We start from the raw sequence: 26413 nt of genomic DNA on the forward strand, positions 1-26413 counted from the left end.
ACCATGCCCGAACTGCCCGAGGTCGAGGTCGTGCGCGCCGGCCTTGCTCCTGCGGTGAGCGGGTCGACGGTGAGCGGCATCGAGGTGTTCGACGAGCGTTCGCTCAGACGGCACGATGCGGCATCCGGCGCCTTCGACGCCCTGCTGCAGGGTCAGCGGATGCTCTCCGCGGTGCGTCGCGGCAAGTTCCTGTGGATCCCGCTGTCGAGCGGCCGAGCGCTCGTCACCCATCTGGGAATGAGCGGTCAGGTGCTGCTGCGCACGCCGGAGACGGCGGAGAGCGGCCACCTGCGTATCCGCCTGCACCTCGATCACCCCGAGCACGGCGAGCTCCGGGTCGACTTCGTCGATCAGCGCATCTTCGGGTCGATGGCGGTCGACAGGATGGCCCCGACGAGCGATGGGCTCTCGGCCGGGTACTCCGGACGGGCGCGCGGTGCCTGGGAGTCGCTGCTGCCAAGCCAGGTCTCCCACATCGCCCGCGACCCGATCGACCCCGGCTTCTCAGAGCAGGCGTTCTTCGCCGCGCTCGCACGCAGGAGGTCTGGCATCAAGCGTGCCCTGCTCGACCAGACCCTCGTGAGCGGCATCGGCAACATCTACGCCGATGAGGCCCTCTGGGCCGCGAAGGTGCACTACGAGCAACCGGCTTCCTCGCTCTCGCCGCGGAAGGCGATGGCCGTGCTCGGCGAAGTCCGGCGGGTGTTCGACAAAGCGCTCGCTGAGGGCGGGACGAGCTTCGACGCGCAGTACGTGAACGTCAACGGCGTCTCCGGTTATTTTGACCTTCAATTGACCGCTTATGGTCGAACTGGGCGGCCCTGTCCCCGTTGTGGAACCCCGATCAAGAGGGTTGCGTTCATGAACCGATCGTCTCACTTCTGCCCCAGATGTCAGCGTCGCTGATTAGCTTCTGACCTGGGATTAATGAGTTCGTGGCGGCGAGGCGCGCGTTGTCGGCGTCTGTTCGCACCAGCAGTAGGTGTGACACTGTTGGACACGGTTTGCCACTTCAATGTCAGTTCCCGTTCTAGTCAACTCTGGCGAGGCCAGTAGTACATCGGGACGCGATGAGGTATGTGGGGCTTGAGAGCGCTGTGAATCTCGACGACGACAGGCTGAGTGACGTCTGTCATACGTCCGGTGACACTCGACACTGCCCCTCGGCGCGAGAGGCGGTGATTCTCGAGGCATGAGTAGATGGAATGATGAGCAGTCGCAGGCGCCCGCAGCGAAGCCGAGTCTGGCGGTGAACCTGATGAATGTCGGCCTTGCGTCGACACCGGGACGCGAGTTCCTTGCCGCCGTCCTTCAGGTCGGTGCTGTGGCACTGTTGCTGTTCGTGGTCTTCCCGGACCGGTTGGACGATGTCTGGCGTTGGCTGATCATGGCCGCGCTGGTGGTGTACTTCGTCATCCGTGCTGCGGCCGGGATCCCGAGCTTGGCCATGGCTGTGGATGCGTAGTTTCGCACGGTGCCCGGGGCGAGGTGTGTGCGCGCGGCGATGACACGGACTGTTGCGCCGTCGATCGCCTCTCGGAGCCCGTCGATGCCGGGTCGATCGGCCGAGACGTCACGAGTGCTCGAAAATGCGGCGCCCTCTTCGAGGTCGTGCAATGCCCAGGCGGCGAAGAGCAGCCAAGGTCCGCGACGATGGCAGTTCTTGCGTGCGCTCACTCAACCATTCTCCCAGGCCCGGAAGTGCCACCAAGGCTCGAACGACCACGTGTGCTGTTCGACTCGGGCATCCGCGGACGCGGGGCTTCCTCCGCGGACTACTTCTTGAGGCGCTCGGTCGGGTTGGCTGTCGGAAGGAAGGCGTCGGTGAGAGATTCCACCGCCTCCCAGATCTCTCGCTCACGCAGTGGGTCGTACGACTCGGGTGAGGACTCCGCGACCCGGTCGCGGTCGATGTACGCCCCGCTCGATGCTGCGACGGTGCCGAGTATCGCGTCGGCGAGGAACTGTCCCGCGCGTGATGGCGAGGTCGCGAGCGGAGTGAGGGTCAGCAGTGGCATGATCCAGCGCATCGCGAACCGTGAGACGGGATCGGCGTCGCGAGCGAGGTCCGTGCCGGGTACGAAGCCTGGGTTGTAGCTGACGACAGGCCCCGCCGTGAAACGCCTTGCGTACTCGTGGACGAGGTAGATCGCGGCGAGCTTGCTGGTCGAGTAGGCAGTCCGGCCCGCGGCCGCGCGCTCTGGATCGCGGAACGCGCCCACGCGGGCGAGTGTGTCGACGGGCTGCCATCTCGGGCCCGGCACCATGCCGAGGTTGTGCCGGAAATCGCCGAAGTGGGTGTCGCTCACGGTCGCGACGATTCTGGCAGCCGGGTGCAGGCTGCTCTGGAGGCGGCGCAGAAGGACGTGGTTGGCCAAGACGTTGACTGCGAACGTCGACTCGTACCCATCGATGGTGGTCGTGCGCGCGTTCGTATGCTGGACCCCGGCATTGCAGGCCACAGCCCGGATCGGTGGCAGCTCGCCGGCCCGGATCCGAGCGATGACCGCATCGGCAGCGTCGGCGACCTCCCGCAGGGATGACAGGTCGGCAGGAACCACGGATACGTTTCCATCTGCGGCTCGCAGCTCGTTCACGAGGTCGGTGGGAACGCTGCGACTGAGCAGCAGGAGGTGCGTCTGTGGCTGCTCCTGGAGAATGCGCGCAGCAGCGATCCGACCGATGCCGCGGCTGGCGCCGGTCATGACGATGGTCTGTTCGCGGCTCATCGGCGCCGTGCTCCCCTCGGCCCCGAACGGGCTCCGGCGATCGCCTGGATCAGGAGCATCACATCGGCCTCGGGGAGCAGACCAGCCCCGTCTCTCCCCGAGAAGGCGATACGGGCGAGCACCACGCCGACGACTAAGCCAGCCGCAGCGGTCGCGTCGGTCACCACGTGCTCGCCGCGCGCCTCGGCGCGGCGCAGAATGACGGCGAGATGGTCGCGGGTGGGATCGAAGACAGTGGTGCGCACGATCGCCGCGACCTCGGGATCGTGCACGGACTCTCCGACCAGCGTGATGAGCGTCGCCCCGACCTGGCCGGAGAGCACCCGCCGCTTGTGGGCGCACAGCTCCCGGAGGTCGCCTTCCGTCGACCCGGTGTCGATGTCCGCCGGCTCCGATGCGGCGATCTGCTCGGCCGCCGACAGCAGCAGCTCGCGTTTCGACGGCCAACGCCGATACAGCGTCGCCGTCGAGACGCCCGCTCGTTTGGCGACCGCGGCGGTCGTCAGCTGCGCGTAGCCGCCCTCAGCGAGCAAGAAAAGCACCGCTTCGACGATCGCTGGAGTCAGGTCGGCATTGACCGGTCGACCTCGTGAACGCCCACTCCCGACCGTTTCCTCCGGCACGACATCACCCAACCATAGAATAAGAAACCGTTTCATTTCATAATATAGATGGTGCACGGCGTCCATGCAACTGATCGCTGATGTCTGCGCGACTTCGAGTGCCATGTCGGCGGTGACGTTGTCGATGATTACAGCGGCTGATCTGGTCCGTTCAACCCCCACCTGCGCCCGCCAGCGCGCGCAGTGCGGACGGCCGATGCCCATGCTTCGGCGTCGACGAGCCGCCGCTGCGCGTGAATGTCGCCGGCCGCTAGGTCAGATGAGCGCGGGTCGTCGAGTCGAGCCTCGTCACGCGACGCCAGGCGCGCCTCGATCGCATCCAGTCGACTCCCATAGGGCTCCGTGACCGGCATCCCGATGTAGTGCTCGTTGTGCGCGTCGGCGACCGTCGTCGTCCAGAGCCGCTCCAACTCTTCCCGGCGACGTTCCTCGACGCTCATCGGCCAGGACTCGATCCGATCGAGGTCCTCGATCAGTTCCGCCTCGGAGACGTAGCGCCTCGGCGCGTGCGGTTGCTGCGCAAGAGTCTGGCCGTAGCGGAGTTCCCACGCCTCGTCGGGAGTCTGAAAGAGCCGAGTCGGTGCGGTCCACGGCGTCCGCCGCGGGACGCGCATCCGTGGTCTTGCCCGGGCGCCCGGTGGGATCCACTCTCGCAGACCGCCGTATCCGACCGGCGCGGTCGGCGGCCAGACCCATCTCGAGGGCGTCGCAGCGGGCTCGGATCGCAGCTGCCCTGCGCATGGCACGTCCTGCGCACGAAGGCTCCGCGTCCCAGACAGATGCTGTGCACTCGATGACGGATGGAACAAGCGGATCACCGCCGATGATGTCGTGGCGCGCGAGCCACCTCGATAGAACGAGACGTCGAAAGCGATGCGGAGAAACAGAATCGGCTCGAATACCAAGCATCTAGGGATGCTTGGTCAACCTTGGTCATCAGTGGCAGGTCAACGTCTCCTACTGTTGGAGTTTGGTTACTTCGCCCATCACCTCACCGCATATGGCCAGCAGGGCAAGCCGTGCCTGCGTTGCGGAACCCTCATGCGGCGAGAGCGGTTCATGAACCGCGGCTCGCACTTCTGCCCGCGCTGCCAGCGTAGGCAGTGAGCTGCTGCGTGAAAAGGATGGAGGTCGTCGTCGCAGAACACAGAATACTGTCTGAATCGGCTTCGGGGTCTCGCGATAAGATCTCGCCATGTCGATGAACTTCATGCTGGGCTTCGTGCCGGAAACCGACATCTCTACCTTCGGCAGACGCCCTGATACGCCCATCGATTTTGATGAAGCGAGTCGTAGTGGTGCAAAAGGGCCGTCAGCCGTTCAGGTTGGTCGGCATGTGTTGCTCGTAGACCCCGGTCTGGACCTTCAACGGCTTCCCCAGCTTGTCGAGCCGCCGACAGGTACGGTCCTCGTCTCTTTGGGAGGCACGAGCGACGTCTACGTGGTCCAGTCGTTCGGCGACGATCCTCGACTCCGAGTGCTTGCCGAGCGGGAACTCGCCGAAGACATCGGAACCCCACTCGATGTCGAGACAGTGTTTGAAGAGGAGGAAGACCCCGAGGACGGCCACCTCGAACTCTTCTGCCGCCTCGCCGGCATCACGCTTGGTGAGCTGTGGAACCTTGAATGGTCCCCTCTTGCTCGCGGCGGGTTCTTCGGTCGACTCTTCGGCAGGTAACAGGTATCCGGCTAGAGGGCATGTAGTTGTGGGACCCGACCGGGCGCGGCAGGGCACGCTGGGCGACGAGGTGGAAGCCGGCGCTGAACGCGTTCGCGATCGCCTTCGAAGGCCGAATCAACTAGTGACCGCCGGCCCAGAAACGCCGTTCATCTGACAGGCCCGCTCCATCCGAGTGCAGTACCACAAGAAGACGAGCACGCTGCTGCAGGATGTGTCCGGATCGGCCATCGCCTACATGCCGACGCCGTTGAGATGCTCAGCGACGCCGGTGGCGTCGGCGGGGGAGCCGCTGGCAGTGTCACTGTGGCACACGAAGATCTAGGGGGCATTTCGTGTCGTGACACGTCGTTGCCGCCTGCTCTGGTCACGTCGTCGAGCGCAGGATCCTATTGACGATCCGTTAGCAAGTTAGCGCTGTGCATCGAATGTGTTTGGAGGATGTGATGGCCTATGTCGGATCGTTCTCAACGATCGGCAGCCCGGTTCGGTAGTCCGTCTGTGCTTCTCCGCGTTCGGCGCGCCTGCTGTTCGAGCTCGAGGTCGATGAATGCGGTGATCAAGGCCCGGTAGGTGCGCTCCACGACCTCGGGGGATGCGCCCGATTCTTCGGCTAGAACGCGGACCTTGGTGATCACCTGCTCGACCCGTGCTGGCGCGCGCACCGCCTGCTGGTCCATCTTCAGCGATCCAGCCGTGACGACCCATTTCTGTCGTTCAGCGATCAACTCGACGATCCGAAGATCGAGCGCATCGATCCGCTGTCGTACGTCTTCGATGGTCACCGCAGGCTCGGACATGGTCCCAGAATACGGCTACTGATCTCACAGCCGATTGCGCGGCTCGGTTACCCGTGGCGTCGCTGCTCGAGGTGCTCCGCTTCAAAGACAAAGCAGGACGCCATCACCCATATCCACGAACCACGGCTCGCACTTCTGCCCGCGCTGCCAGCGTCTGCGCTAGGGCATGGGACCTTCCGGGGGACTCGTCGTGCCGTCGAGCGGGCCTACCGGCCCACCCAGGAGTACCGGCGCTGCGGGCGGCCTGTGTGACCGTAGCGATGGGTGACGGTCGCGTCGCCTCGATGAACGAAGTACTCGAGATACTTGCGGGCGACGACTCGCGACAGTCCCAGGATCTCGCCGCATTCCGAAGCTGCCACATCGGGCTTGCGCTCTTTGAGTTCGCGCTCGATGAGCGCAGCTGTCTCCCTGCTGAGCCCTTTCGGCAGGGAGGCGACTGCCGACGCCGCCGAGGTTGGAGCGGCAACGGATCCGAACGCCAGATCCAGGTCGCTCTGCTCGAGTTCGCCGGAACCGCCCAGCACACGGCGTCGCTCGGCGTACCCCGCCAGCCTGGCCTGCAACTCCGAGATCTTGAACGGCTTCAGCAGATAGCTCACGATGCCGCCCTGCAGGGCCGCGGTCACCATGTCGGCCTCGCGGGCGGCGCTCAGCACGAGGAAGTCCACCTCGTCGCCGGCCTCACGCGAACGGCGGATGACGTCGAGACCGGACATGTCGGGCAGGTACATGTCGAGCAGCACGAGTTGCGGCCTGAGCCCACCGATCAGCTCGAGCGCCTCGGCACCCGTGTGCGCGACACCGACGACGCGGAAGCCGGGGGATTGGTCGACGACGCGCTCATGGGTGCGCGCGACCATGAAGTCGTCCTCGACCACGAGCACATCACACATCGTTCGCCCCATGCGACGTTGCGGTGGAGGCCGCGACGAGCGGAAGCGCCGGAAGCACGGCTTCGAAGACGGCCCCGCCGTCGTTTCGGAAAGAAACGCCTCCGCCCCGTCTCATGACGACCAACTGCACGATGGCCAGTCCATAGCCGTGCGCGTCGTTCTGCAACGTCGTCGCTTTGGACGAGACGCCCGGCTCGAACACGTGGTCGATCAGATCCACATCGATCCCCGGCCCCGTGTCCTTGACCGAGACGTGAACCGAGGCGAGTCGCGTGCCCTCCCCTGGCTCCGGGAGCGCGCGGATGTCGAGGTCCACCCTGCGGGCATTCGCCCCCGTGACGGCATCGAGCGCGTTGTCCACGAGGTTGCCGATCACGGTCACGAGATCGGCTGACAGGATCTCGTCGACGCGGGGCAGGGCGGAGCCGGCCGTGAGCCTCAACTCGGCGCCCCGCTCACGGGCCAGTGAGGTCTTGGCGATCAGGAGCGCTGCGACGGCCGGCTCGGCGATCTGCGTCAGGACCGTACTCCCCTGCGCGAGCTTGTCGTGCGAGACCGCGTCGATGTAGTCGACGGCGGCAGTGTGATCGCCGAGCTGGATGAGCATCGAGATCGTGTGCAGGCGGTTCGCGAACTCGTGGGTCTGCGCGCGCAGGGTATTGGTCGCCTGGAGGCTGCTGCCGAGATCGTGTTGGAGCGTGACGAGCTCGGTCCGGTCGCGCAGCGTCGTCACCATCTCGGGCTTTGATCGCGGCGGCGAGATCGTGGTCTGATTCAGAACGAGAAGCGCGCCACCGCTCACGAGAACGGTGTCCTTGCCGTCGGTGTCGCGCATTCGCAGGGCGCGCACCGCCGTCTGCTCGAGCCCGACGCTGTCGACCGGCCGGCCGACAGCGTCGTCGGGGAGGGCGAGCAGATGCCGTGCGCTGTCATTCGCGAGCGTGATGATGCCGTCCGTGTCGACGGCGACCACACCCTCGCGGATGCCGTGGAGCATGGCCTCGCGATGCTCGACCAAGCGGGCGATCTGCTCGGGCTCCAAGCCCAGGGTCTGACGTTTCACGCGGGCGGCCAGCCACCACGAGCCGGCGATGCCGAGAACACCGGCGACCCCGAGGTAGGTGAGGAGATCGGGTGCGGCGCTGGCGAGCAACCCGCCGAGCGTGGGAAACCGTCTTCCCGCGATCATGTATCCCACCAGCGCCCCGCTGTCGCCAAGCACCGGCACACTGCCTGCGACGTGAGCAACGGAGCCGATGGCGGCCTCGCCCGCCCAAGCGCCATCGCCTCCGCCGATGGCGAGCGTGGTCCTGAGCAGGCGGGGGTCGGCAGGGGAGGCGAGAACCCGTCCGTCCGGGTCGGTCACGATCAACTCGTCGACGCCCGTTGTCGTGCGCAGGGACTCGACCGATGCGGTCAGTCGGGGCGATGCCGGGCCTTCAGCGAGGATGCTTCTGAGCAGCGGGTTCGCGGCTGAGTACTCGGCAACGGTGAGCATGCGCCGCTGCTGGGAGCTCACGAAGCCGTTCTTGGTCTGCTCGAGCGAGATCGCGGTGACAGCGATGAGCACGATCGCAAGCAGGCTGAGCTGGAACACCAGAAGTTGGCGGGCGAGACCGAGACGGGCGAGGGGTCGCGTTCGCGAACGCATTCTGTCCTCCCGCCGTCGTTGGCATGTCAGAAACTCTCTGCGGGCGAGTCCCGGCGGAGTTCTCCACATATGTTCCCTCACAAACGCTCGGGAGGGAAATTCGGCGTGAGCGATCACAAGCTACACAATGTTCTCTACCTCCGGAAGCTCCCCAGGCGAGCGCGGCATGCCCATCATGGACTCTGTCAGCGATGGCGCTGACCACCAATCGAAGGAGATTGCAATGAGCAGACCAGCAACGACGCGGCGTCTGATCGGAACGGCTGTCGTCGCGACGGCACTCGCTGTGGCGCTCAGTGCCTGCGGAGTCACGAATGCGGCCGGCACTGCGGCGAGCGACGTCGGCCCGATCAAGAGCCTCCAGGTCATGGTGCCGAACACTCCCGGCGGCGGATACGACGTGACGGGGCGTTCCGCGGTCAAGGTGATGGACGAACTCGGGATCACCGTCGACACAGAGGTGACGAACCTGCCTGGCGCCGGCGGCACCGTTGGCCTCGCACGCACCATCACCGAGTCCGGCAACGGCAACTTCCTCATGGTCATGGGCCTCGGCGTCGTCGGTGCCGCGTACACGAACGAGACGGATGCGCGCATCGCTGACACGACGCCGATCGCACGTCTGGTGGAGGAGGCTGGCGCGATCTTCGTTCCCGCGAACTCGCCGTATGCCACCCTCGACGATCTGGTCACCGCCTGGAAGGCCAATCCGGCCGGTTTCGCCATCGGTGGCGGATCCTCGCCGGGCGGGCCCGATCACCTGTTGCCGATGCAGTTTGCCGATGCGGTCGGCATCCAGGCGAGCACCGTGAACTATGTCGCCTACGACGGGGGCGGCGAGTTGCTCCCCGCCGTCCTCGGTGGCCAATTGCAAGCCGCTTTCTCCGGCTACAGCGAGTTTCTCGAGCAGGTGGAGTCGGGTGACCTGCGCGTCCTGGCCGTGTCCGGCGCCGAGCGCGTGCCCGTTCTGCCCGACATCCCGACCCTCACCGAAGAGGGCGTCGACCTGGTCTTCACCAATTGGCGCGGTCTCGTCGCACCGCCGGAGATCACGGACGCGCAGAAGACTGCGCTCATCGATGCCCTCTCCGCGATGCACGAGAGCGACGAATGGGCCGTCGTCCTGAAGGCCAATGGATGGACGGACGCCTTCGTCACGGGCGACGACTTCGCTTCGTTCCTCACCGAGCAGGACAAGCGGGTCGAGACGGTGCTGAAGCAGCTGGGTCTGGTGTGACCAGACTCCGCTCCCTGATGCGCGGTCGCTCCGAGCTGGGCCTCGCCGCCCTGCTCGGGGCGCTCGCCATCGTCGTCGCCATCGACACCGCCAACATCCGCCACACGGCGGTCAACGCCGGTGTCATGGGACCACAGGTCGTGCCGACGATCATCGCCGTCGGTCTCGGCGCCTGTGCCGTCGCCCTCGCGATCGACGTGCTGCGCGGCGGGCACGGCGCCGCGGAAGACGGCGAGGACGTCGACCTGGAGGCTGGTGCGCACTGGCCGACCCTGCTCTGCTTGGCCGGCCTCATCCTGTTGACGGCCCTGCTCATCGAGCCGCTCGGCTTCGTGATCGCGACCAGCCTCCTCTTCTACGGTTCGGCCCTTCTCCTCGGCTCGCGCAGATACATCATCGCCCTGCTGATCGGGATCGTGCTGGCCGTGCTCACCTTCTATGGCTTCGTTCTCGGCCTCGGCATCGGACTGCCAGCCGGGCTCTTGACGGGAATTCTCTAATGGACGACCTCAGTCTCCTGATGAATGGCTTCGCCAACGCGCTGACCTTCCAGAACCTGTTCTACGCGCTCATCGGCGTGCTGATCGGAACCGCCGTCGGCGTTCTGCCTGGCATCGGACCGGCGATGACGGTCGCGCTGCTGCTGCCGCTGACCTATGCCCTCGACGTGACCGGTTCTCTCATCATGTTCGCCGGGATCTACTACGGCGGCATGTACGGCGGATCGACGACGTCGATCCTGCTCAACACCCCCGGTGAGTCCTCCTCGGTCGTCACCGCGCTCGAGGGAAACAAGATGGCCAAGCTCGGTCGCGGGGCGCAGGCGCTCGCGACAGCGGCGATCGGCTCGTTCGTCGCCGGCACGATCGCAACCGGCGCCATCGTCCTCGTCGCGCCCTTCATCGTCGCGATCGCGATCAGTCTCGGCGCGCCGTCGTACTTCGCCATGATGGTGTTCGCCTTCGTCGCGGTCAGCACCGTGCTCGGATCGTCGCGGATCCGCGGCCTCGCCTCGCTTTTCATCGGCCTCGCCGTCGGCCTGGTCGGCATGGATGCGACGACAGGGCAGCCGAGGCTGACTTTCGGGCAGCCCTTGCTGGCCGGTGGCATCGACGTCGTCGTCATCGCCGTCGCCCTGTTCGCCATCGGTGAGGCACTCTGGATCGCCGCCCACCTGCGCAAGTCGAAGCCCGCGACGATTCCGGTAGGGGTGCCGTGGATGGGCAGACAGGACTGGAAGCGCAGTTGGAAGCCCTGGTTGCGTGGAACGGCGATCGGCTTCCCATTCGGTGCGATCCCCGCCGGTGGGGCGGAGATCCCGACCTTTCTCTCCTACGTCACGGAGAAGCGGCTCTCGAAGCATCCCGAAGAGTTCGGGCATGGCGCCATCGAGGGCGTCGCCGGGCCGGAGGCGGCCAACAACGCCTCGGCGGCCGGCACGCTCGTGCCCCTGCTGACCTTGGGGCTGCCGACCACGGCGACGGCCGCCGTGATGATCGCCGCATTCAACCAGTTCGGCATCCACCCTGGCCCTCTGCTCTTCGAGAAGGAGCCGGTGCTGGTCTGGACCCTGATCGCCAGTCTCTTCATCGGCAACACGATGCTGCTGGTGCTGAACCTGCCGCTCGCGCCGCTCTGGGCGAAGCTGCTGCGCATCCCGCGACCGTATCTGTACGCCGGGATCCTGTTCTTCGCCACCCTCGGCGCCTATGCTGTCGGTCTCCAGGCCCTCAACATCGTGATTCTGCTCGTGATCGGCGCGCTCGGCTACGCCTGCCGCCGCTACGGGCTGCCGGTGCTGCCCGTCATCGTGGGGGCGATCCTCGGCCCTGAGATGGAGCGTCAATTGCGTCGTGCCTTGCAGATCGGCGCCGGCGACCCTGTCATACTCCTGAGCGAGCCGTTGCCGATCATGCTCTACTCGATCCTCATCCTCTTTCTCATCGTTCCTCCGATCGTCGCCGTGGTGCGACGCCGTTCGGCGGCGCGACGGACCGCCGATGCCGTCGCCGGGAAGCGATCCGACATTCTCGTACCATAGCCGGACCTCAGCGGGTGATCACCCGCTTCCCCCATCGTGTATACCGGGTATCTGCTTGGGTCAAGTTCTCTTGATAGGGCCGCCGGTATGGTCGAGCGTTTGGTCGGTGGGGTGGATTATCCGCAGACAATTCTGGAGTTTCAGGAGTGGTTCGCTACGGATGATGCATGCTTGAAGTTCCTGACGCGTCTGCGATGGCCGGACGGCTTTGTCTGCCCGAGATGTGGCGTGAGTGGGCAGGCGTGGCGGATCACGGGCGGCTTATGGATGTGTCGAGCGTGTGGACGGCAAACGAGCGTGACAGCTGGCACGATCTTTGATCGAACCCGATCGCCCTTGCGGATGTGGTTTCACGCCGCGTGGTACATCACCTCGCAAAAAACCGGGGTCTCTGCGCAGGGGCTGCAGCGGGTGCTCGGGCTGCGGTCATATGAAACAGCGTGGGTGTGGATGCATAAGTTCCGTCGGGCGATGGTCGTGCCTGGCCGGGAGCTGCTGCATGGTGTGGTCGAGCTCGACGAGACCTATGTTGGCGGGGTAAGCCGCGGAAATGCAGGCCGCAGCAGCACAAAAGTGGGAATGATGGTCGCCGCAGAGATGCTCGGCGTCAAGCGGCTGGGCCGAATACGGCTCGAGCCAAGTCCCGTTGAGAGCTTGCAGCTGATCGGCTTCGCGCAGCGTGTCATCACCCCCGGCTCCCTGATCCGTACGGACGGAGCGCAAGAACTCAAACGCCTCGCGAAGCTCGGATACGAGCACGAACGTCACGTGGAACTAGGCTCTAACATCCCCGCCCATGTATCCCTCTACGGCGTCCACACCGTTGCCTCGCTGCTCAAGCGCTGGCTCGAAGGCACCCTTCACCAGGGACTCGGCAATGACCACCTGGGCTATTACCTCGACGAGTTCACCTTCCGATTCAATCGCCGCACATCCCGTAGCAGAGGCCTACTGTTTTACCGGCTCCTCCAACAGGCAATGCGCACGGAACCTGCACCCCTGCCTACGATCATCGCCGCCAAGAGTGACCATGGCGCCCGTTTGGCGTCGGTCGAGGATTTGGAGCTTCGCCTACGTTAGGCAACCTGTTCTCGGAAAGCAGGCCGCAGTTCAAGCCCAGTTCCTGGTCGAGGGATGCCCGTAGACCGATCGGCTAACGAACTATCACGCCCGGGTTCAGGGTCGTCCCCCGAAGTGAGGACACCGCGCACCACCATGTTCGTGCTCCACTCAGGTAACCACCGGGCGGGTGTGCCGCGGTGGCTTACGAGATGGGGAAAAATGAGAACATCGGCACGTCGGCGAAGTGCCAAGCTTTGCTTACGAAGATGAAGGCGGCGTACCCCGCCAGCTATCACTGGATGTGCCAGTCTTACCAGGCGCAGGTCTGCCCAGCCCAAACCCGGTGGGCGCTGTGGTTCGGGGAAAACAACATCTAAAGCAAAGTGTGGGCTGCTCTGCTGAGCAGCCCACACTTGTTTGCAAAAGAGGAGACCAGGACATGACGAGTAGTGATGATTTGAGGCACAAAATTCCGTCGCTGGTTGCCACGCTGACCGAAGCCGCGTGGCCCACGACTGAGGCTGAGTCCGTGGCGTTTCTGCGCCGCCATGGCTTTGTTCTTTCCGACAACGCGCCTGACAAAGACGGTCTCACGATCTCTGGCGAAATGGCTACGCCCTTTTCGGGCGTGACGGGCCATTGGACCATCTGTGCCGGAGCGCTCGAAAGTATCAGCATCTTCGCCTGCGAAACCGCCCCCACCAATAGGGATCAGCTGTCGAAGGCATTCGTCATCCTCGATGAGGAATTCTGCTCGTTGTTTGGTGAGGCGGCGACTGATATTTCGCTGGGTGATGCGCCTCAAAGTTCATGGGAAATAGCGGGCCACACGGTGAGTTTAGATTGTCATTGGAACGGCGATCGCATAGGCGTAGTTCAGTTGGCCATTGAGCCAACTAATTCTGAGGCGCGCACGGCCTAGCCGGATAGCAGCAGCTTGCGTCTAGACGAAAGCAGTTTTATAGGGGCCGGCGCACCGGCCTCCGAACCACTACTTGACCTAAGCAGATACCCGGTTCGTGTATTGCCCTGTTCGCGCACCCGCTCCGACTCGGGCAGCCGACCAGCCCAGCGCTTGATCGGTTCTTCGCCCAGAGTCCGGTACCGTTGACCCCAGCGTCCAGGCATCCCGGTGCGAGGAGCGGACGCCGACGGGAGGCGGCGCGTTGTATCTGAAGAACCTGACCCTGAAGGGGTTCAAGTCCTTCGCACAACCGACCACCTTCGCCTTCGAGCCCGGGGTGACCTGTGTCGTCGGACCGAATGGATCCGGCAAGTCCAACGTCGTCGACGCCCTCGCCTGGGTCATGGGCGAGCAAGGGGCGAAGACCCTGCGCGGCGGCAAGATGGAGGATGTCATCTTCGCCGGCACCTCGACGCGGGGCCCGCTCGGTCGGGCGGAGGTCACCCTCACGATCGACAACTCCGACGGCGCTCTGCCGATCGATTACTCCGAGGTCACGATCAGTCGCACGCTGTTCCGCAATGGGTCGAGCGAATACGCGATCAACGGTCAGGGATGTCGCCTGCTCGACGTTCAGGAGCTCCTGAGCGATTCGGGGCTCGGACGCGAGATGCATGTCATCGTCGGTCAAGGGCAGCTCGACGCCGTCCTGCGCGCGAGTCCGGAGGATCGTCGCGGTTTCATCGAGGAGGCCGCCGGGATCCTCAAGCATCGGCGCCGCAAAGAGAAGACGCTACGCAAGCTCGACGCGATGCAGGCGAACCTGACCCGGTTGAGCGATCTCGCCGGGGAGATCCGCCGCCAGCTCAAGCCGCTCGGACGCCAGGCCGAGATAGCGCGCGAAGCGCAGTCGATCGCCGCCGTCGTGCGCGACGCCCGGGCGCGTCTGCTCGCCGACGAGGTCGTGACGTTGCGCACCGCGCTGGACGGCTACAACCGTGCCGAGCACGAACGACACAGCGAGCGCATCGTTCTGCAGGAGCAGCTCGAGCAGAGGCAGTTGCGCCTTCAGCGGCTCGAACAGGCGCAGCGCGGCGATGCCGTCGACCAGGCCAGGCGCACCAGCTTCGGTCTCGAATCGGTGCAGGAACGTCTGCGCGGGCTGTTCACCCTCGCCAACCAGCGGATCGCGCTGCTCGGCACAGACACGGATGCGCCGGACGCCGGACCGAGTGTGACCCCGCAGATGCTCGCCGACGTGGGTGACGAGGTGCATCGTCTGCGCGAGACGGTCGTGATGGCAGAGGCGACACTGCAGCAGGCTCAAGCGCGCACGGCCGGTTCGCGGAACCGTCTCGACGCCGTCGACGAGGAGATCGTCGCGCAGAGCGCGCTCGTCTCTCGGCACGACCTCGAGATCACCAAGCTCACCGGGCAAGCCGATGCTGCGGCATCCAGACTTGCTGCCGTGCGTGGCGAGGTCCTGCGGCAGGAGAACGCCGTCGAAGCGGCCAGAGAGCGACGTGAGTCTGCTCAGGCGCAGTTCGCACTGCTCGAAGCGGAGGCCGCGACGGCGGATGCCGGCGAGACCGACCTCGACGAGGCGTATGAGTCGGCCCAGGGCCGTCTCGTCGAGGCCGAAGGCGAGATCGAGAGGATTCGCGAGGAGCTGCACGGCAACGAACGCGAGCGCGACGCTCTCGCGGCGAAGACCAGCGCACTCTCGCGAGCCCTCGATATCAAGGACGGCTCCGCCGATCTCATCGCGGCGAAACTGCCCGGTGTCCACGGCATCGTCGCAGACAGCGTGCAGGTCGAGCCCGGCTACGAGTCCGCGGTCGCAGCAGCCCTCGGCACCCTCGCGGATGCAGTGCTCGTCGCCACCCGGGAGATCGCCTACGACGCCATCGCCTATGCCAAGGAGCACGATCTCGGCCGGGTCGAGGTCGTCATCGCCGACGCCGGAGCGTCGACGCCCGACTGGCCGAGTCTTCCGGGCGTCGCGTCGGCTCACTCGGTCGTGACGGCGCCGGCCGGAGTGCTCGGGGTGCTCGGCTACATCGCGATCGCCGACGATCTCGAGGCCGCGCGGGCTGCCGCGCCAGCTCTCTCGGGCGTGGAGTTCGGTGCTCCGGTGACGATCGTCACCCGCGGCGGCGATGTGCTGACCGAGTATGTTCTGCGTGGAGGCTCCGGCGGCGAACAGGGCCGCATCGAGCTTCTGGCTGAGCGGGACACCGCGGCCGAACGTCTGGGCGAGGTGACTTCGCTCATCGAGCGCGCGCGGTTCGCGCTCGCCGAACAGCGCGGCATCCTGAAGGTGGCCAAAGAGCAGTCGACTGCTGCGCTCGCCGCGCTGCGCGAGTTCGATTCCCAGCTCGCGGCTCAGACGGAGAAGCTCAACCGCGCCCGCGTGCAGGTTGAGGCGGCTGCCGCGGAGCTCGAGCGTCTGGGTGCTGCGCTCCAGCTCGCCGGTGACCGGGTCGCCGACGCCGAGGCCGCTGCCGAGAAAGCCAGGTCGGAGCTCGAGACGGCGAAAGCCAGGCCGCGTCCGATGCTCGACGTGAGCGCTCGCGACGCGCTCCACGGCGAACTCGAGGTTGCACGCGAAGGCGAGGTCGAGGCGAGACTCCAGCTCGAGACCGCCCGCGAGCGTGTCCGTGCCGAGGAAGCGCGCGGGCAGGCGATGGCGAGGCAGCTGGAGGCGGATCGTGCCGCAGCCGAGGAGACAGCGCGGCGGGCCGTCATCCGCCGTCGCCAAGTGGAGGCCGCGACGAGCGTGATCGAGGCGTTGCCGCCCGTGCTGGCCTCGGTCGATGCCTCGGCCGCACAGGCGAGGCTCGAACTCGCGGCCGCCGAGGCGCAGCGCTCGAGCCAGAACGAGGAGCTTGCCGCTCTGCGCCGGGATGAGACCGCGCTCCGTGAGCGGCTCGATGCGATCACCGAGAACGTGCACGGGCTCGAACTGCAGATCTATGAGAAGAGGCTGCACCTCTCAGGCCTGCTCGAACGGGCGGGTTCCGAGCTCGGGCTCGTGGAGGATGTTCTGGTGGCCGAGTACGGACCAGACGTGGAGATCCCGGCAGAGAACGAGGGCGGGGAGGCGACGCGTTTCGACCGTGCGGAGCAGAAGAAGCGACTCGAGCGCGCCGAGCGCACGTTCGCGCAGCTCGGCCGCGTGAATCCGCTCGCACTGGAGGAGTTCGCCGCGCTCGAGCAGCGGCACAAGTTCCTCACCGAGCAGCTCACCGACCTCACCAACACGCGCAAGGACCTGCTGACGATCGTCGAGGAGATCGACGAGAAGATGCAGTCCATCTTCGCGAGCGCGTTCGAAGACACGAGGGCCGCCTTCAGCGAGGTCTTCCCCGTGCTGTTCCCGGGGGGCAGCGGCAGTATCTCGCTCACCGACCCCGACGACTTGCTCACGACGGGCATCGAGGTCGCGGTCAAGCCCGCTGGGAAGAAGATCGAGCGGTTGTCGCTGCTCTCTGGCGGTGAACGTTCCCTGGCCGCCGTTGCCCTGCTCATCGCGATCTTCAAGGCGCGTCCCAGCCCTTTCTACATCATGGACGAGGTCGAGGCGGCGCTCGACGACGCGAATCTCGGCCGGCTGCTGACGATCTTCGAGGACCTGCGCGAATCGAGCCAGCTCATCGTCATCACGCATCAGAAACGCACGATGGAGATCGCCGATGCGCTCTACGGCGTCTCGATGCGTCAAGACGGTGTCTCCGCCGTCGTCGGCCAGCGGGTTGCCGAGGAGCGCGCCAGCTGAGCCGACGCGTTGAGACGAGCTCCTCAAGGGATCCGAGTCGACTGCATGGACTCCTGCACGAGGAGTCTCTGCCGAAGCCGAATCGCGGAACCCGGCGGGGGTCAACGCCCCTAGGCTGGGACCATGGCAGAACGCACCCCCTGGTCTCTCTCCGGCGCGCTCCGCGGCATGTTCGCGAAGAGGACGATCGACGACGAGACCTGGGACGAGCTGGAGGACGCGCTCATCACCGCAGACTTCGGTTCTGAGGTGACAGAGGCGATCGTGAGCGAGCTGCGAGCGAAGGTCGACCGCTACAAGACGACCGATCCCACCGATCTGCAACGGATGTTGCGCGAGAGCGTCGAGGAGCGCCTCGCCAGGCTCGACCCCACCCTCACGCTCACCGAACGGCCGGCCGTCGTGCTCGTCGTCGGCGTCAACGGTGTCGGGAAGACCACCACGATCGGCAAGTTCGCCAGGTTCCTGCGCAGTTATGAGAGGACCGTCCTCGTGGGCGCAGCCGACACCTTCCGCGCTGCCGCGGTCGAACAGCTCGCGACCTGGGCCGATCGAGCCGGCGCAGGGATCGTGCGGCCGCAGCACGACGGCCAGGATCCGGCGTCCGTCGCCTTCCAGACGATCGAGAAGGCGAAGCAGGATGGGACGGAGATCGTGATCATCGACACCGCAGGACGGCTCCAGACCAAGGGTGGCCTCATGGACGAACTCGGAAAGATCAGGCGCGTCGTCGAGAAGCAGGCGCCGATCTCCGAGGTCCTGCTCGTACTCGACGCGACGACAGGCCAGAATGGGCTCGCGCAGGCCGAGGCCTTCATCGAGCACGCCGGGGTGACCGGGCTCGTGCTGACGAAACTGGACGGCTCTGCCAAGGGCGGCTTCGTGCTCGCCGTGCAGGAGAAGACCGGTATCCCGATCAAGCTCGTCGGCCAGGGCGAGGGTATCAACGACCTGACGGGGTTCACCCCTCATGTCTTCGCCCAGAAGCTCATTGGTTAGGCGCGGAGCCGCTCGGTCAGACGGAAGGAGAGAACATGGCCATCGAACACGATTACTTCGGACTGTTGGGAAGCACCGAGGACGGTGAGCTGTACTGGTCGGAGAGCCTCGAACTCGGCGACCAGCAGGTCGATGTCGACCTCAGCTCGCCCGACGAGAGCGAGGTCTCGGTTGAGGCCCTCGACATCGCGGCAGCGATGATCGGTGCTCTCGAGGAGCTCGACTCCGACGCTCGCGAGGCGTTCGTCGCAGAGCTCAGCTCCGAGGAGTCCGACACCTCGCTCTACGTCAACCATCATCTCGAAGAACTCGACGAGGCGGTGCTCGACGACGCGATCAGTCGGGAGTCCGGTGACAGGCAGATCGACTTCCTGCGCTCCATGCGCCTGCTGAGAGTCGGCTTCCACCCGCACCATTCCGGGCAAGAGGAGCACTTCGCGGTGCTCGACTACTCGATAGCGCCCGACGAGACCGACGGCATCCTCGTGGCTATCATCGACATGCACGGCGACGTCGTCGCCATCGACTACGAGAGCTGATGCGGTGTGGACAAGGTCTCGGGGGAGCCGCTCCGCGTGCTCGGGCGTGCCTGAGCGGCACCCGCACCGGTTAAACTAGCCAGACCATGGCTACATTTGGAAACCTCTCCGATCGGCTCGCCGACACCTTCAAGAACCTCCGTACCAAGGGCAAGCTGTCGGCCGCGGATGTCGACGGCACGGTTCGCGAGATTCGTCGCGCCCTGCTCGACGCCGATGTCGCTCTCGACGTTGTCAAGGAGTTCACCGCGACCGTGCGCGAGCGTGCGCTCGGCGACGAGGTCAACAAGGCGCTGAACCCGGCGCAGCAGGTCGTGCAGATCGTCAACGAGGAGCTCGTGCGGATCCTCGGCGGGCAGCAGCGCCGGCTCGAGTTCGCCAAGAGGCCGCCGACGGTCATCATGCTCGCCGGCCTCCAGGGAGCCGGAAAGACGACCCTCGCGGGCAAGCTCGCCCGGTGGCTCGCGAAAGACGGCCACACCCCCGTGCTCGTCGCGGCCGACCTCCAACGGCCCAACGCCGTCAACCAGCTGCAGATCGTCGGCGGGCAGGCAGGCGTTCCCGTCTTCGCGCCCGAACCCGGCAACGGTGTCGGCAATCCGGTGAAGGTGGCGAAGGACGGCGTCGCATGGGCCGTGCAGAAGCAGCACGATGTCGTGATCGTCGACACCGCCGGTCGGCTCGGCGTCGACGCCGAGATGATGAAACAGGCAGCCGATATCCGCAGGGCGATCGATCCAGACGAGGTGCTCTTCGTCATCGATGCCATGATCGGACAGGATGCGGTCGCAACGGCCAAGGCGTTCCAAGAGGGTGTCGACTTCACGGGAGTCGTGCTCACCAAGCTCGACGGCGACGCGCGCGGCGGCGCCGCCCTCTCTGTGGCGTCGGTCACTGGGCGTCCGATCGTCTTTGCCTCGACGGGCGAGAGCCTCGGCGACTTCGAGCCCTTCCACCCCGACCGCATGGCGAGCAGGATCCTTGACCTCGGCGACATCCTCACCCTCATAGAGCAGGCCCAGGCTGCGTTCGACGAGGAGGAGGCGCTCAAGGTCGCCGAGAAGTTCGCGACGGACACCTTCACGCTCGACGACTTCCTCAAGCAGATGCAGCAACTGCGCAACATGGGCTCTATCAAGAAGATGATGGGCATGCTGCCGGGCGCAGGGGCCATGAAGCAGCAGCTCGACAACTTCGATGAGCAGGAGATCGTGCGCACCGAGGCCATCATCCAGTCGATGACGGTTGCCGAGCGCACCAACCCGAAGCTCCTTAACGGTTCGAGACGGCTCCGCATCGCCAGAGGCTCTGGCATGACCGTGACGGACGTCAACCAACTCGTCACCCGCTTCGAGCAGGCGGCGAAGATGATGAAGACCGTCGCCAAAGGCGGTGTGCCGAACATGCCGGGCATGGGACCGATCCCCGGAGCCGGTTTCGGCGGAGGCCGCGGCAAAGCGCTGCCCAAGAAGAAAGGCTCGCGATCGGGGAACCCCGCGAAGCGAGCCGCCGAGAATGCGGCGCTCGCGAGTGGCGTCAAGCTGGGCGACCCCGTGACCGGCGGGGGCTCCGGCTTCGGTCTCGGCGGCGGCGCGGGCGCCGCCGCGGCGAAGGCCGGCCCGAGCGAGGACGAGCTCGCGGCCCTGCAGAGGTTACTCGGCCGCGGTTGAGGCAATGGCTTGCCTGGCGCGACGACAAGAACGTCGTCGTCACGGCCTAGACCTCGCTGACCTCGCTACTCGGAGGCTTGACCGGATGCGGCAGCATCCGGTGGCTGGTGGGAGTGTCGCGGATGCTGCGTCCGTCTCCGATCGAGGGCACCCCGGCGACGTGTGCGACCCCATGACCCGAGCTAGCAGACCGTGCATACGGAATGTGCGACGTGGCCGTCGTACCATTTCGAGCACCGGGTTCGCCCGGATGCGGCGCTGACGCGCGAGCACTGTTCTAGGCTGGCCTGCGTGACGACCGTTCCTTCCGCCCCCGTCCGCCTCGGAGTACAGCTCCAGCCGCAGCACGCCCTGTACCCGTCGATGCGTGACGCCGTCGGGGCGCTCGAGGAGCTCGGTGTCGACATCCTGTTCAACTGGGATCACTTCTATCCGCTCTCGGGAGATCCCGACGGGCTGCATTTCGAGTCCTGGACGCTGCTCGCCGCCTGGGCCGAGCAGACCTCCCTGGTCGAGCTCGGCGCGCTCGTGAACTGCAACAGCTATCGCAATCCGAACCTCCAAGCCGACATGGCGCGAACCATCGACAACATCAGCGGTGGCCGATTCATCTTCGGCACGGGCTCGGGATGGTTCGAGCGCGACTACGACGAATACGGGTACGAGTTCGGAACCGCGGGCAGCAGACTCGATGCGCTTGCGCGCGATCTGCCGATCATCGAGGAGCGCTGGACGAAGCTCAACCCGCCGCCGCTCCGCCCGATCCCCGTGCTCGTCGGCGGCGCGGGCGAACGCAAGACCCTTCGCATCGTCGCGCGTCATGCAGACATCTGGCACAGTTTCTCTGATCCGGCGACTCTCGAGCACAAGCTCGGCGTCCTCCACCGCTGGTGTGCACAGGAGTCGAGGGATCCCGCCGAGATCGAGATCTCGGTCGAACTTCGGCGGAGCACGACGCGCCAGGCGGATGAGCTCTACGACCTCGGAGCGCGGCTGTTCACTCTCGGCGTTGGCGGCCCGGACTACGATCTTGCACCCGTGCGCGAATGGCTCGCCTGGCGCGACGACAAGAACGTCGTCGTCACGCCCTAGACCTCGCTACTCGGAGGCTTGACCGGATGCGGCGTCGCGCGTGCTCCGCTCCACCCGCCGCTTGAGCGTGGCGAAACTGCTGTCGATGTGAGCCGCGCTCTTCGCGATGAAGAAATCGGGGTAGAGGCCGAGAAGGCTCGCAACGATGTAGCGCGGTCAAGGCGACGGCGAAGTCGTCGAGGTCGAGGTTGAGTCCGGGAAGGTCGAGTTCCGGGTGCTCTGCGGTCGCGCCGGCGAGCGTGAACAGGATCTGCGTCTGAAGCCGGTTGTTCGGATCCCGGAACCTGTCCCAGGTGCCCTGGTGTTCCCATGGAACATAGCCATTGACGAGGGCGCGGCGAGCCCGCCTGAGCGAGGGACTCCTAGCCGAGTCCCTCGCGGAGTTCGCGCGCGAGCTCCGCGACGACCGCTCTGAGCTCGCCGTCGGCGGCTTTCGCCACCCGGAGCTGCCGCTGGTAGCTCGCGCCGCGGTCGAGCACCTGCAGCACCTGCAGCAACTCCGCGGGGCACCCGAGTTGCTCCGCGATCGGCGCGAGCTCGGTCACGAGTCGGCGCAGCTCATCGGTCACGAGGCACTCGCGCCCGTCCGGGTCGAGAATGATCTCGGCGTCGAGCCCGTACCGTGCCGCCCGCCATTTGTTCTCGCGCACGTACCACGGCTGCAGCCAGGGCAGGGCGCCTCCGGCATCGAGGTGTTGCGACATCCGTTCGACGAGACAGTGCACGAGGGCCGCGATCGCCCCGAGTTCTTCTGTGGTCGAGGCGCCGTCGCAGGCGCGCATCTCGATCGTGCCCCAATGCGGCGATGGACGGATGTCCCAGCGCACCTCTGTGTAGTCGTCGATGATGCCGGTCGTCATCAGGTCGCGCACGTAGCGCTCGTAGGCATCCCAGTCCTCGAGTTGGTAGGGGAGTCCCGCGGTCGGCAGTTGTTGGAACATGAGCGACCGATTCGAGGCGTAACCCGTGTCGACTCCGGCCCAGAACGGGCTCGACGCTGAAAGCGCCTGCAGATGGGGGAGATATCCGAGCAGCCCGCCGAGGAGCGGCATGGCCTTGTCCCGTTTTTCGACACCGACGTGCACATGGATGCCCCAGATCATCATGTTCCGCCCCCACCACTGGGTGCGGTCGATGAGTCGGTGATAGCGCACCTTGTCGGTGACCCGCTGGTCGTACCACTGGCTGAACGGGTGGGAACCGCTGCAGATGAGCTCGACGCCGCGCGGATCGGTGATCGCGCGCACGGCCTCGGTCTGCTCTCGGAGCTCGGCGACGGCTGCACCGACCGTCTCGTGCACACTGGAGACGAGTTCGACCGTGTTGAGCAGAAGCTCGCCCGTGATGCGCGGATGCGGGGTGCCGTCGGCGCCGCGCAGGCCCTCGAGCACCTCGTCGGCGATGCCGACGAGCTCACCGCTCGCACCGTCGACGAGCGCGAGCTCCCATTCGATACCGACAGTGGACCGGGGGGAGTCGGCGAAGCTGATCTGCACGGGCGGCCGCCGTTCTGCCGGGGGTCATCCGAGCGGATGACCGTGTCACTGTAGTTTGTGCTGCAGCAATTTTGGCACGCGATCGGCGGCTGGCGCATGCGACGCGCAACACGAGGAAAAGATGGTGCCCATGCTCTTCCACGGTCGTTGAACGTCGCAGGAGGAATCGCAGCAAAAATCACTGTCGAGCGATCGACCCGGCCATGACGGCCATGGTGGAGTTCCGCAGCATGCGCCGATCGAGGCCGATTGTCGAAGCAGCCCGAAATCTGCAAGAATGGTCAGTCGAGTACCGCACCGTCCGACCCTCTCATCAGGCGTGCGGTCCTCTCTGAGCTTTTGCCGAGTGTGCACCCCACGCTCACGGCTGTCAGTTCGCCCATTCACAACACACACAGGAGAATTGTGGCTGTCAAGATTCGTCTCAAGCGCCTTGGAAAGATCCGGGCACCGTACTACCGCATCGTCGTCGCCGACTCGCGCACCAAGCGCGACGGTCGTGTAATCGAGGAGATCGGCAAGTACCACCCCACCGAGGAGCCCTCGTTCATCGAGGTCGACTCCGAACGTGCGCAGTACTGGCTGGGCGTCGGGGCCCAGCCGACCGAGCAGGTCGAGGCGCTTCTCAAGCTCACCGGCGACTGGGGTATCTTCAAGGGCGACAAGAACGCCAAGAACACCGTCAAGACCAAGGAAGCCAAGGTCGAGTTCGTCGCAGACGAGAAGAAGAAGCCGGTTCTGAAGCCCAAGGCTGCGAAGCCCGCCGTCAAGGACGAGGCTCACGCCGAGGTTGTCGAGGAGACCGTCGAGGTCGTCGAGGTCGCAGCAGAAGAGACCGTCGAGGTTCCCGCAGCGGACGAGCAGGCCTAGTCTTGCTCGCTCCCGCACTTCAGCACCTTGTCCGGGGGATCGTCGATCACCCGGACGACGTGCACGTCGTGGCCAAGAGTTCGCCTCGAGGCGAGGTTCTCGAGATTCGCGTGAACCCTGAGGACCTGGGTCGGGTGATCGGCCGCGCCGGACGTACTGCGAAGGCTCTGCGCACCCTCGTGGCCGCGCTCGCCGACGGTCGGCGCGTACGCGTCGATGTCGTCGACACCGACTACTGAGGTGGGCGTCGACGCTTCGCGCCGTGCCCAGCTACGGGTTGGGCGCTTGACCAAAGCCCACGGCCTCAAGGGTGCGATCAAGCTCGAGTTGTTCACGGACGATCCGGGGCGGCGTTTCGTCCCGGGCGCCGTGTTCTCTCTCCAGGTGCCGACGGGTTCGCCGTGGCACGGCAAGACTCTGAAGCTCGACGAGCTCCGCTGGTACAACGGCCACGCCGTCGGCTTCTTCACAGGCGTCGCGGACCGAACGGCGGCCGAGGGCCTCGTCAAGGCGATCCTGTGGGTCGACCAGGACGAGACTGAGTTGCCCGAGGAGGAGGATGCCTGGTATGACCACCAGCTCGTCGGCCTCAAGGTGATCCGTGAGGGCGTCGTCGTCGGAACCATCGCCAGGGTCGACCACCTTCCCGCGCAGGATCTGATCATCGTCAAGACCGTGGGGGGCGAGGTCATGGTGCCCTTCGTCAAGGCAATCGTGCCGTCCGTCGACATCGGGAGCGGTGTCGTCACCGTGACGCCACCGCCCGGACTCTTCGAAGAGCTGTCGGAGGAACAGGAGGCTCCCGACGCTGCCGATGTCGATCCGGCTTTCGAGGGGTAGCCTGCCGAGCTCTGTAGGAGTCCTCGCTGCGCCCGGGCGGCATCCGGTCTCGCTCCGCTGGCTAAACTCGCAGACATGCGCATCGACATCGTCACGATCTTTCCGGAGTTCTTCGATGTGCTTGACATCTCGTTGCTCGGCAAGGCGCGGCAGTCCGGGCTGATCGAACTCGGCGTGCACGACCTGCGCGACTACACGCACGACCGACACCGCACGGTCGACGACACGCCCTATGGCGGTGGCGCGGGCATGGTCATGAAGCCGCAGCCCTGGGGCGAGGCGCTCGACGCGATCCTCGGCCATGACCCGGATGCGCATGCGGATGCAGACGGACCGCTCCTGATCTTCCCATCCCCGGCAGGGGAACGCTTCACCCAGTCCATCGCGCGCGATCTCGCCGACGAGCGGCATCTCGTCTTCGGCTGCGGTCGCTACGAGGGCATCGATCAGCGGGTCTTCGACCACTACGGCGCCCGCGGCCGGGTGCGGCTTGTGAGTCTCGGCGACTACGTGCTCAACGGTGGAGAGGTCGCCGTCATGGCGATGATCGAGGCGCTCGGTCGTCTGATCCCCGGCGTCGTCGGCAATCCCGAGAGTCTCGTACAGGAGTCGCACGAGGACGGCTTGCTCGAGTATCCGAGCTACACCAAGCCGGCCGAGTGGCGCTCACTCGAGGTGCCGCCGATCTTGTTGAGCGGCAATCACGGAGCGATCGCTACCTGGCGGCGCGAACAACAGCTCGAGCGCACGAGGCGGGTGCGCCCAGACCTGCTCGTCGGCGAGTCCTCCGAGACCCCGCACTGACGGCTGCTCCGGGCGCCTGCCGGCTGGCCCATCGTCGGCGGCGGACAGATCGCCCCCCTCGACGCGCCCACCGAGGTGCGGCGAGCCAGGCGGCCTGATGCCAGCCGGGGCCGATCAGGCCGGACGCCCCGCCGGGGAGCACCTGCAGTTGTGCGGTCTGGGCTGTGTGCTCCACCACGTGCGCGCAGTCGCCGATCGCGTAGATCTGCGGGTCGGCCCAGGTGCGCAGCTCGGGTCCGACGACGATGCCGTGGCCTGTGCGCAGGCCCGCAAGGGTCGCGAGCTCGGTGCGCGGACTCACGCCGCAGGAGAGCAGCAGCAGGTCTCCGCGGATCTGCTTGCCGTCGGCTGTGACGAGAGCGTCGAAACTGTCGACGCCATCGGCATCCGTGTGGCAGCTGATCGCCTCGGCCCGGCTGTGCGCGATGATGGCTATGCCGGAGTGTCTCAATGCCGACCGCAGAACTGTTCCGCCACCGCTGTCGAGATTGCGTGGCATCGGATGGTCGCCGTGATGGACGACGCAGACCTCGGCTCCCGCGCGGGCCGCAGCGAGCGCGATCTCGAGTCCGAGAACGCCGGCGCCCAAGACGACGATGCGCCGTCGCTCGCGCACGATGGAGCCGATGCGTTCCGCATCGGCAAGGTCACGTAGCACGGTGATCCCGTTCGGGAGTGCGCTGTCGGCGATGAGCGCCGCACCG

25 protein-coding genes and 1 pseudogene are annotated in these 26413 nt (G+C 65.9%); 17 read left to right on the plus strand and 9 right to left on the minus strand.

Features of this window, described 5'->3' with window-relative positions; translation table 11 throughout:
• Positions 1–3: 3 nt before the first annotated feature.
• Positions 4–906 carry a bifunctional DNA-formamidopyrimidine glycosylase/DNA-(apurinic or apyrimidinic site) lyase gene (gene mutM / locus ACFQB0_RS03700; protein ID WP_386727715.1) on the plus strand — a complete coding sequence of 301 codons (903 nt, stop codon included), beginning with the start codon at positions 4–6 and terminating at the stop codon, positions 904–906.
• A gap of 405 nt (positions 907–1311) precedes the next feature.
• Here the strand turns inward: mutM and ACFQB0_RS03705 are convergent, their stop codons facing one another.
• From ACFQB0_RS03705 to ACFQB0_RS03720, 4 genes are all read right to left on the minus strand, one after another.
• A complete protein-coding gene (locus ACFQB0_RS03705; protein ID WP_386727717.1) occupies positions 1312–1677 on the minus strand; it encodes a hypothetical protein in 366 nt (121 codons plus the stop codon).
• Positions 1678–1775: 98 nt separating this feature from the next.
• Positions 1776–2729 (minus strand): SDR family NAD(P)-dependent oxidoreductase, encoded by a 954-nt coding sequence (locus ACFQB0_RS03710; protein ID WP_386727719.1) that lies wholly within the window; start codon positions 2727–2729, stop codon positions 1776–1778.
• Positions 2726–3352 carry a TetR/AcrR family transcriptional regulator gene (locus tag ACFQB0_RS03715; protein ID WP_386727721.1) on the minus strand — a complete coding sequence of 209 codons (627 nt, stop codon included), beginning with the start codon at positions 3350–3352 and terminating at the stop codon, positions 2726–2728. The genes ACFQB0_RS03710 and ACFQB0_RS03715 overlap by 4 nt, the downstream gene beginning before the upstream one ends.
• A 128-nt stretch (positions 3353–3480) precedes the next feature.
• Complete coding sequence (locus ACFQB0_RS03720) at positions 3481–3966, minus strand: hypothetical protein (protein WP_386727723.1); 486 nt, start codon at positions 3964–3966, stop codon at positions 3481–3483.
• Positions 3967–4324: 358 nt separating this feature from the next.
• Here ACFQB0_RS03720 and ACFQB0_RS03725 point away from each other — a divergent pair.
• Together ACFQB0_RS03725 and ACFQB0_RS03730 are read left to right on the plus strand one after the other, a co-directional pair.
• Positions 4325–4459 (plus strand): annotated as a pseudogene (locus ACFQB0_RS03725) (zinc finger domain-containing protein); the annotation flags it as partial.
• Between the two features lie 88 nt (positions 4460–4547).
• Complete coding sequence (locus ACFQB0_RS03730) at positions 4548–5030, plus strand: hypothetical protein (RefSeq protein WP_386727724.1); 483 nt, start codon at positions 4548–4550, stop codon at positions 5028–5030.
• A gap of 467 nt (positions 5031–5497) precedes the next feature.
• Here the strand turns inward: ACFQB0_RS03730 and ACFQB0_RS03735 are convergent, their stop codons facing one another.
• The 3 genes from ACFQB0_RS03735 to ACFQB0_RS03745 form a co-directional block, all read right to left on the minus strand.
• Complete coding sequence (locus ACFQB0_RS03735) at positions 5498–5830, minus strand: chorismate mutase (protein WP_386727727.1); 333 nt, start codon at positions 5828–5830, stop codon at positions 5498–5500.
• A 206-nt stretch (positions 5831–6036) separates the two neighbouring features.
• On the minus strand, positions 6037–6726 hold the full coding sequence (locus tag ACFQB0_RS03740) for a response regulator (RefSeq protein ID WP_386727730.1): 690 nt from the start codon (positions 6724–6726) through the stop codon (positions 6037–6039).
• On the minus strand, positions 6719–8377 hold the full coding sequence (locus ACFQB0_RS03745) for a sensor histidine kinase (protein ID WP_386727732.1): 1659 nt from the start codon (positions 8375–8377) through the stop codon (positions 6719–6721). The genes ACFQB0_RS03740 and ACFQB0_RS03745 overlap by 8 nt, the downstream gene beginning before the upstream one ends.
• Before the next feature lie 223 nt (positions 8378–8600).
• Between ACFQB0_RS03745 and ACFQB0_RS03750 the strand changes: the two genes are divergently transcribed.
• The 10 genes from ACFQB0_RS03750 to ACFQB0_RS03795 all read left to right on the plus strand — a co-directional run bounded on the left by ACFQB0_RS03750 (position 8601) and on the right by ACFQB0_RS03795 (position 21699).
• Positions 8601–9614 (plus strand): Bug family tripartite tricarboxylate transporter substrate binding protein, encoded by a 1014-nt coding sequence (locus ACFQB0_RS03750; protein WP_386727734.1) that lies wholly within the window; start codon positions 8601–8603, stop codon positions 9612–9614.
• A complete protein-coding gene (locus ACFQB0_RS03755; protein WP_386727736.1) occupies positions 9611–10114 on the plus strand; it encodes a tripartite tricarboxylate transporter TctB family protein in 504 nt (167 codons plus the stop codon). Before ACFQB0_RS03750 ends, ACFQB0_RS03755 begins: the two co-directional genes overlap by 4 nt.
• Positions 10114–11655 (plus strand): tripartite tricarboxylate transporter permease, encoded by a 1542-nt coding sequence (locus tag ACFQB0_RS03760; RefSeq protein ID WP_386727738.1) that lies wholly within the window; start codon positions 10114–10116, stop codon positions 11653–11655. Before ACFQB0_RS03755 ends, ACFQB0_RS03760 begins: the two co-directional genes overlap by 1 nt.
• A gap of 87 nt (positions 11656–11742) precedes the next feature.
• A complete protein-coding gene (locus ACFQB0_RS03765; protein ID WP_386727741.1) occupies positions 11743–12735 on the plus strand; it encodes an IS1595 family transposase in 993 nt (330 codons plus the stop codon).
• A 421-nt stretch (positions 12736–13156) separates the two neighbouring features.
• The gene (locus tag ACFQB0_RS03770; protein WP_386727744.1) at positions 13157–13639 is read left to right on the plus strand and encodes a DUF6301 family protein; all 483 of its coding nucleotides are present in this window, start codon (positions 13157–13159) and stop codon (positions 13637–13639) included.
• Between the two features lie 244 nt (positions 13640–13883).
• A complete protein-coding gene (gene smc / locus ACFQB0_RS03775) occupies positions 13884–17399 on the plus strand; it encodes a chromosome segregation protein SMC (protein ID WP_386727747.1) in 3516 nt (1171 codons plus the stop codon).
• A 123-nt stretch (positions 17400–17522) separates the two neighbouring features.
• Positions 17523–18398 carry a signal recognition particle-docking protein FtsY gene (gene ftsY, locus ACFQB0_RS03780; protein ID WP_386727749.1) on the plus strand — a complete coding sequence of 292 codons (876 nt, stop codon included), beginning with the start codon at positions 17523–17525 and terminating at the stop codon, positions 18396–18398.
• Between the two features lie 35 nt (positions 18399–18433).
• Positions 18434–18937 (plus strand): DUF2004 domain-containing protein, encoded by a 504-nt coding sequence (locus tag ACFQB0_RS03785; RefSeq protein WP_386727752.1) that lies wholly within the window; start codon positions 18434–18436, stop codon positions 18935–18937.
• A gap of 86 nt (positions 18938–19023) precedes the next feature.
• The gene (gene ffh / locus ACFQB0_RS03790; RefSeq protein WP_386727754.1) at positions 19024–20607 is read left to right on the plus strand and encodes a signal recognition particle protein; all 1584 of its coding nucleotides are present in this window, start codon (positions 19024–19026) and stop codon (positions 20605–20607) included.
• A gap of 363 nt (positions 20608–20970) precedes the next feature.
• Entirely contained in the window at positions 20971–21699 is a 729-nt protein-coding gene (locus tag ACFQB0_RS03795) for an LLM class F420-dependent oxidoreductase (RefSeq protein WP_386729635.1), read from the plus strand.
• A 362-nt stretch (positions 21700–22061) separates the two neighbouring features.
• Here the strand turns inward: ACFQB0_RS03795 and ACFQB0_RS03800 are convergent, their stop codons facing one another.
• Positions 22062–23195, minus strand: a complete 1134-nt coding sequence (locus ACFQB0_RS03800; RefSeq protein WP_386727756.1) for a glutamate--cysteine ligase — start codon at positions 23193–23195, stop codon at positions 22062–22064.
• A 405-nt stretch (positions 23196–23600) separates the two neighbouring features.
• Here ACFQB0_RS03800 and rpsP point away from each other — a divergent pair, with 405 nt between their 5' ends.
• The 4 genes from rpsP (at position 23601) to trmD (ending at position 25709) form a co-directional block, all read left to right on the plus strand.
• Positions 23601–24065 carry a 30S ribosomal protein S16 gene (gene rpsP / locus ACFQB0_RS03805; protein ID WP_386727759.1) on the plus strand — a complete coding sequence of 155 codons (465 nt, stop codon included), beginning with the start codon at positions 23601–23603 and terminating at the stop codon, positions 24063–24065.
• A 2-nt stretch (positions 24066–24067) separates the two neighbouring features.
• A complete protein-coding gene (locus tag ACFQB0_RS03810; protein ID WP_386727762.1) occupies positions 24068–24304 on the plus strand; it encodes an RNA-binding protein in 237 nt (78 codons plus the stop codon).
• Positions 24282–24905, plus strand: a complete 624-nt coding sequence (gene rimM / locus ACFQB0_RS03815) for a ribosome maturation factor RimM (RefSeq protein WP_386727765.1) — start codon at positions 24282–24284, stop codon at positions 24903–24905. The genes ACFQB0_RS03810 and rimM overlap by 23 nt, the downstream gene beginning before the upstream one ends.
• A gap of 75 nt (positions 24906–24980) precedes the next feature.
• The gene (trmD, locus tag ACFQB0_RS03820; protein WP_386727767.1) at positions 24981–25709 is read left to right on the plus strand and encodes a tRNA (guanosine(37)-N1)-methyltransferase TrmD; all 729 of its coding nucleotides are present in this window, start codon (positions 24981–24983) and stop codon (positions 25707–25709) included.
• On the opposite strand, the gene ACFQB0_RS03825 is transcribed toward trmD, so the two are convergent.
• Entirely contained in the window at positions 25621–26367 is a 747-nt protein-coding gene (locus tag ACFQB0_RS03825; protein WP_386727770.1) for an FAD-dependent oxidoreductase, read from the minus strand. The two genes, trmD and ACFQB0_RS03825, sit on opposite strands and share 89 nt — an antisense overlap.
• Positions 26368–26413 lie beyond the last annotated feature (46 nt).

Origin of the sequence: Luethyella okanaganae (assembly GCF_042660285.1) — a bacterium.
Taxonomy (GTDB): domain Bacteria; phylum Actinomycetota; class Actinomycetes; order Actinomycetales; family Microbacteriaceae; genus Luethyella; species Luethyella okanaganae.

Coding starts and splice junctions, on each gene's coding strand:
- ACFQB0_RS03735 (WP_386727727.1), bottom strand. CDS start 5,830: ATGTCCGAGCCTGCGGTGACCATCGAAGACGTACGACAGCGGATCGAT.
- ACFQB0_RS03730 (WP_386727724.1), top strand. CDS start 4,548: ATGTCGATGAACTTCATGCTGGGCTTCGTGCCGGAAACCGACATCTCT.
- ACFQB0_RS03710 (WP_386727719.1), bottom strand. CDS start 2,729: ATGAGCCGCGAACAGACCATCGTCATGACCGGCGCCAGCCGCGGCATC.
- ACFQB0_RS03795 (WP_386729635.1), top strand. CDS start 20,971: ATGCGTGACGCCGTCGGGGCGCTCGAGGAGCTCGGTGTCGACATCCTG.
- ffh (WP_386727754.1), top strand. CDS start 19,024: ATGGCTACATTTGGAAACCTCTCCGATCGGCTCGCCGACACCTTCAAG.
- ACFQB0_RS03765 (WP_386727741.1), top strand. CDS start 11,743: ATGGTCGAGCGTTTGGTCGGTGGGGTGGATTATCCGCAGACAATTCTG.
- ACFQB0_RS03750 (WP_386727734.1), top strand. CDS start 8,601: ATGAGCAGACCAGCAACGACGCGGCGTCTGATCGGAACGGCTGTCGTC.
- ACFQB0_RS03740 (WP_386727730.1), bottom strand. CDS start 6,726: ATGTGTGATGTGCTCGTGGTCGAGGACGACTTCATGGTCGCGCGCACC.
- ACFQB0_RS03770 (WP_386727744.1), top strand. CDS start 13,157: ATGACGAGTAGTGATGATTTGAGGCACAAAATTCCGTCGCTGGTTGCC.
- rimM (WP_386727765.1), top strand. CDS start 24,282: ATGTCGTCGACACCGACTACTGAGGTGGGCGTCGACGCTTCGCGCCGT.
- ftsY (WP_386727749.1), top strand. CDS start 17,523: ATGGCAGAACGCACCCCCTGGTCTCTCTCCGGCGCGCTCCGCGGCATG.
- ACFQB0_RS03760 (WP_386727738.1), top strand. CDS start 10,114: ATGGACGACCTCAGTCTCCTGATGAATGGCTTCGCCAACGCGCTGACC.
- mutM (WP_386727715.1), top strand. CDS start 4: ATGCCCGAACTGCCCGAGGTCGAGGTCGTGCGCGCCGGCCTTGCTCCT.
- ACFQB0_RS03720 (WP_386727723.1), bottom strand. CDS start 3,966: ATGCGCGTCCCGCGGCGGACGCCGTGGACCGCACCGACTCGGCTCTTT.
- ACFQB0_RS03745 (WP_386727732.1), bottom strand. CDS start 8,377: ATGCGTTCGCGAACGCGACCCCTCGCCCGTCTCGGTCTCGCCCGCCAA.
- ACFQB0_RS03785 (WP_386727752.1), top strand. CDS start 18,434: ATGGCCATCGAACACGATTACTTCGGACTGTTGGGAAGCACCGAGGAC.
- trmD (WP_386727767.1), top strand. CDS start 24,981: ATGCGCATCGACATCGTCACGATCTTTCCGGAGTTCTTCGATGTGCTT.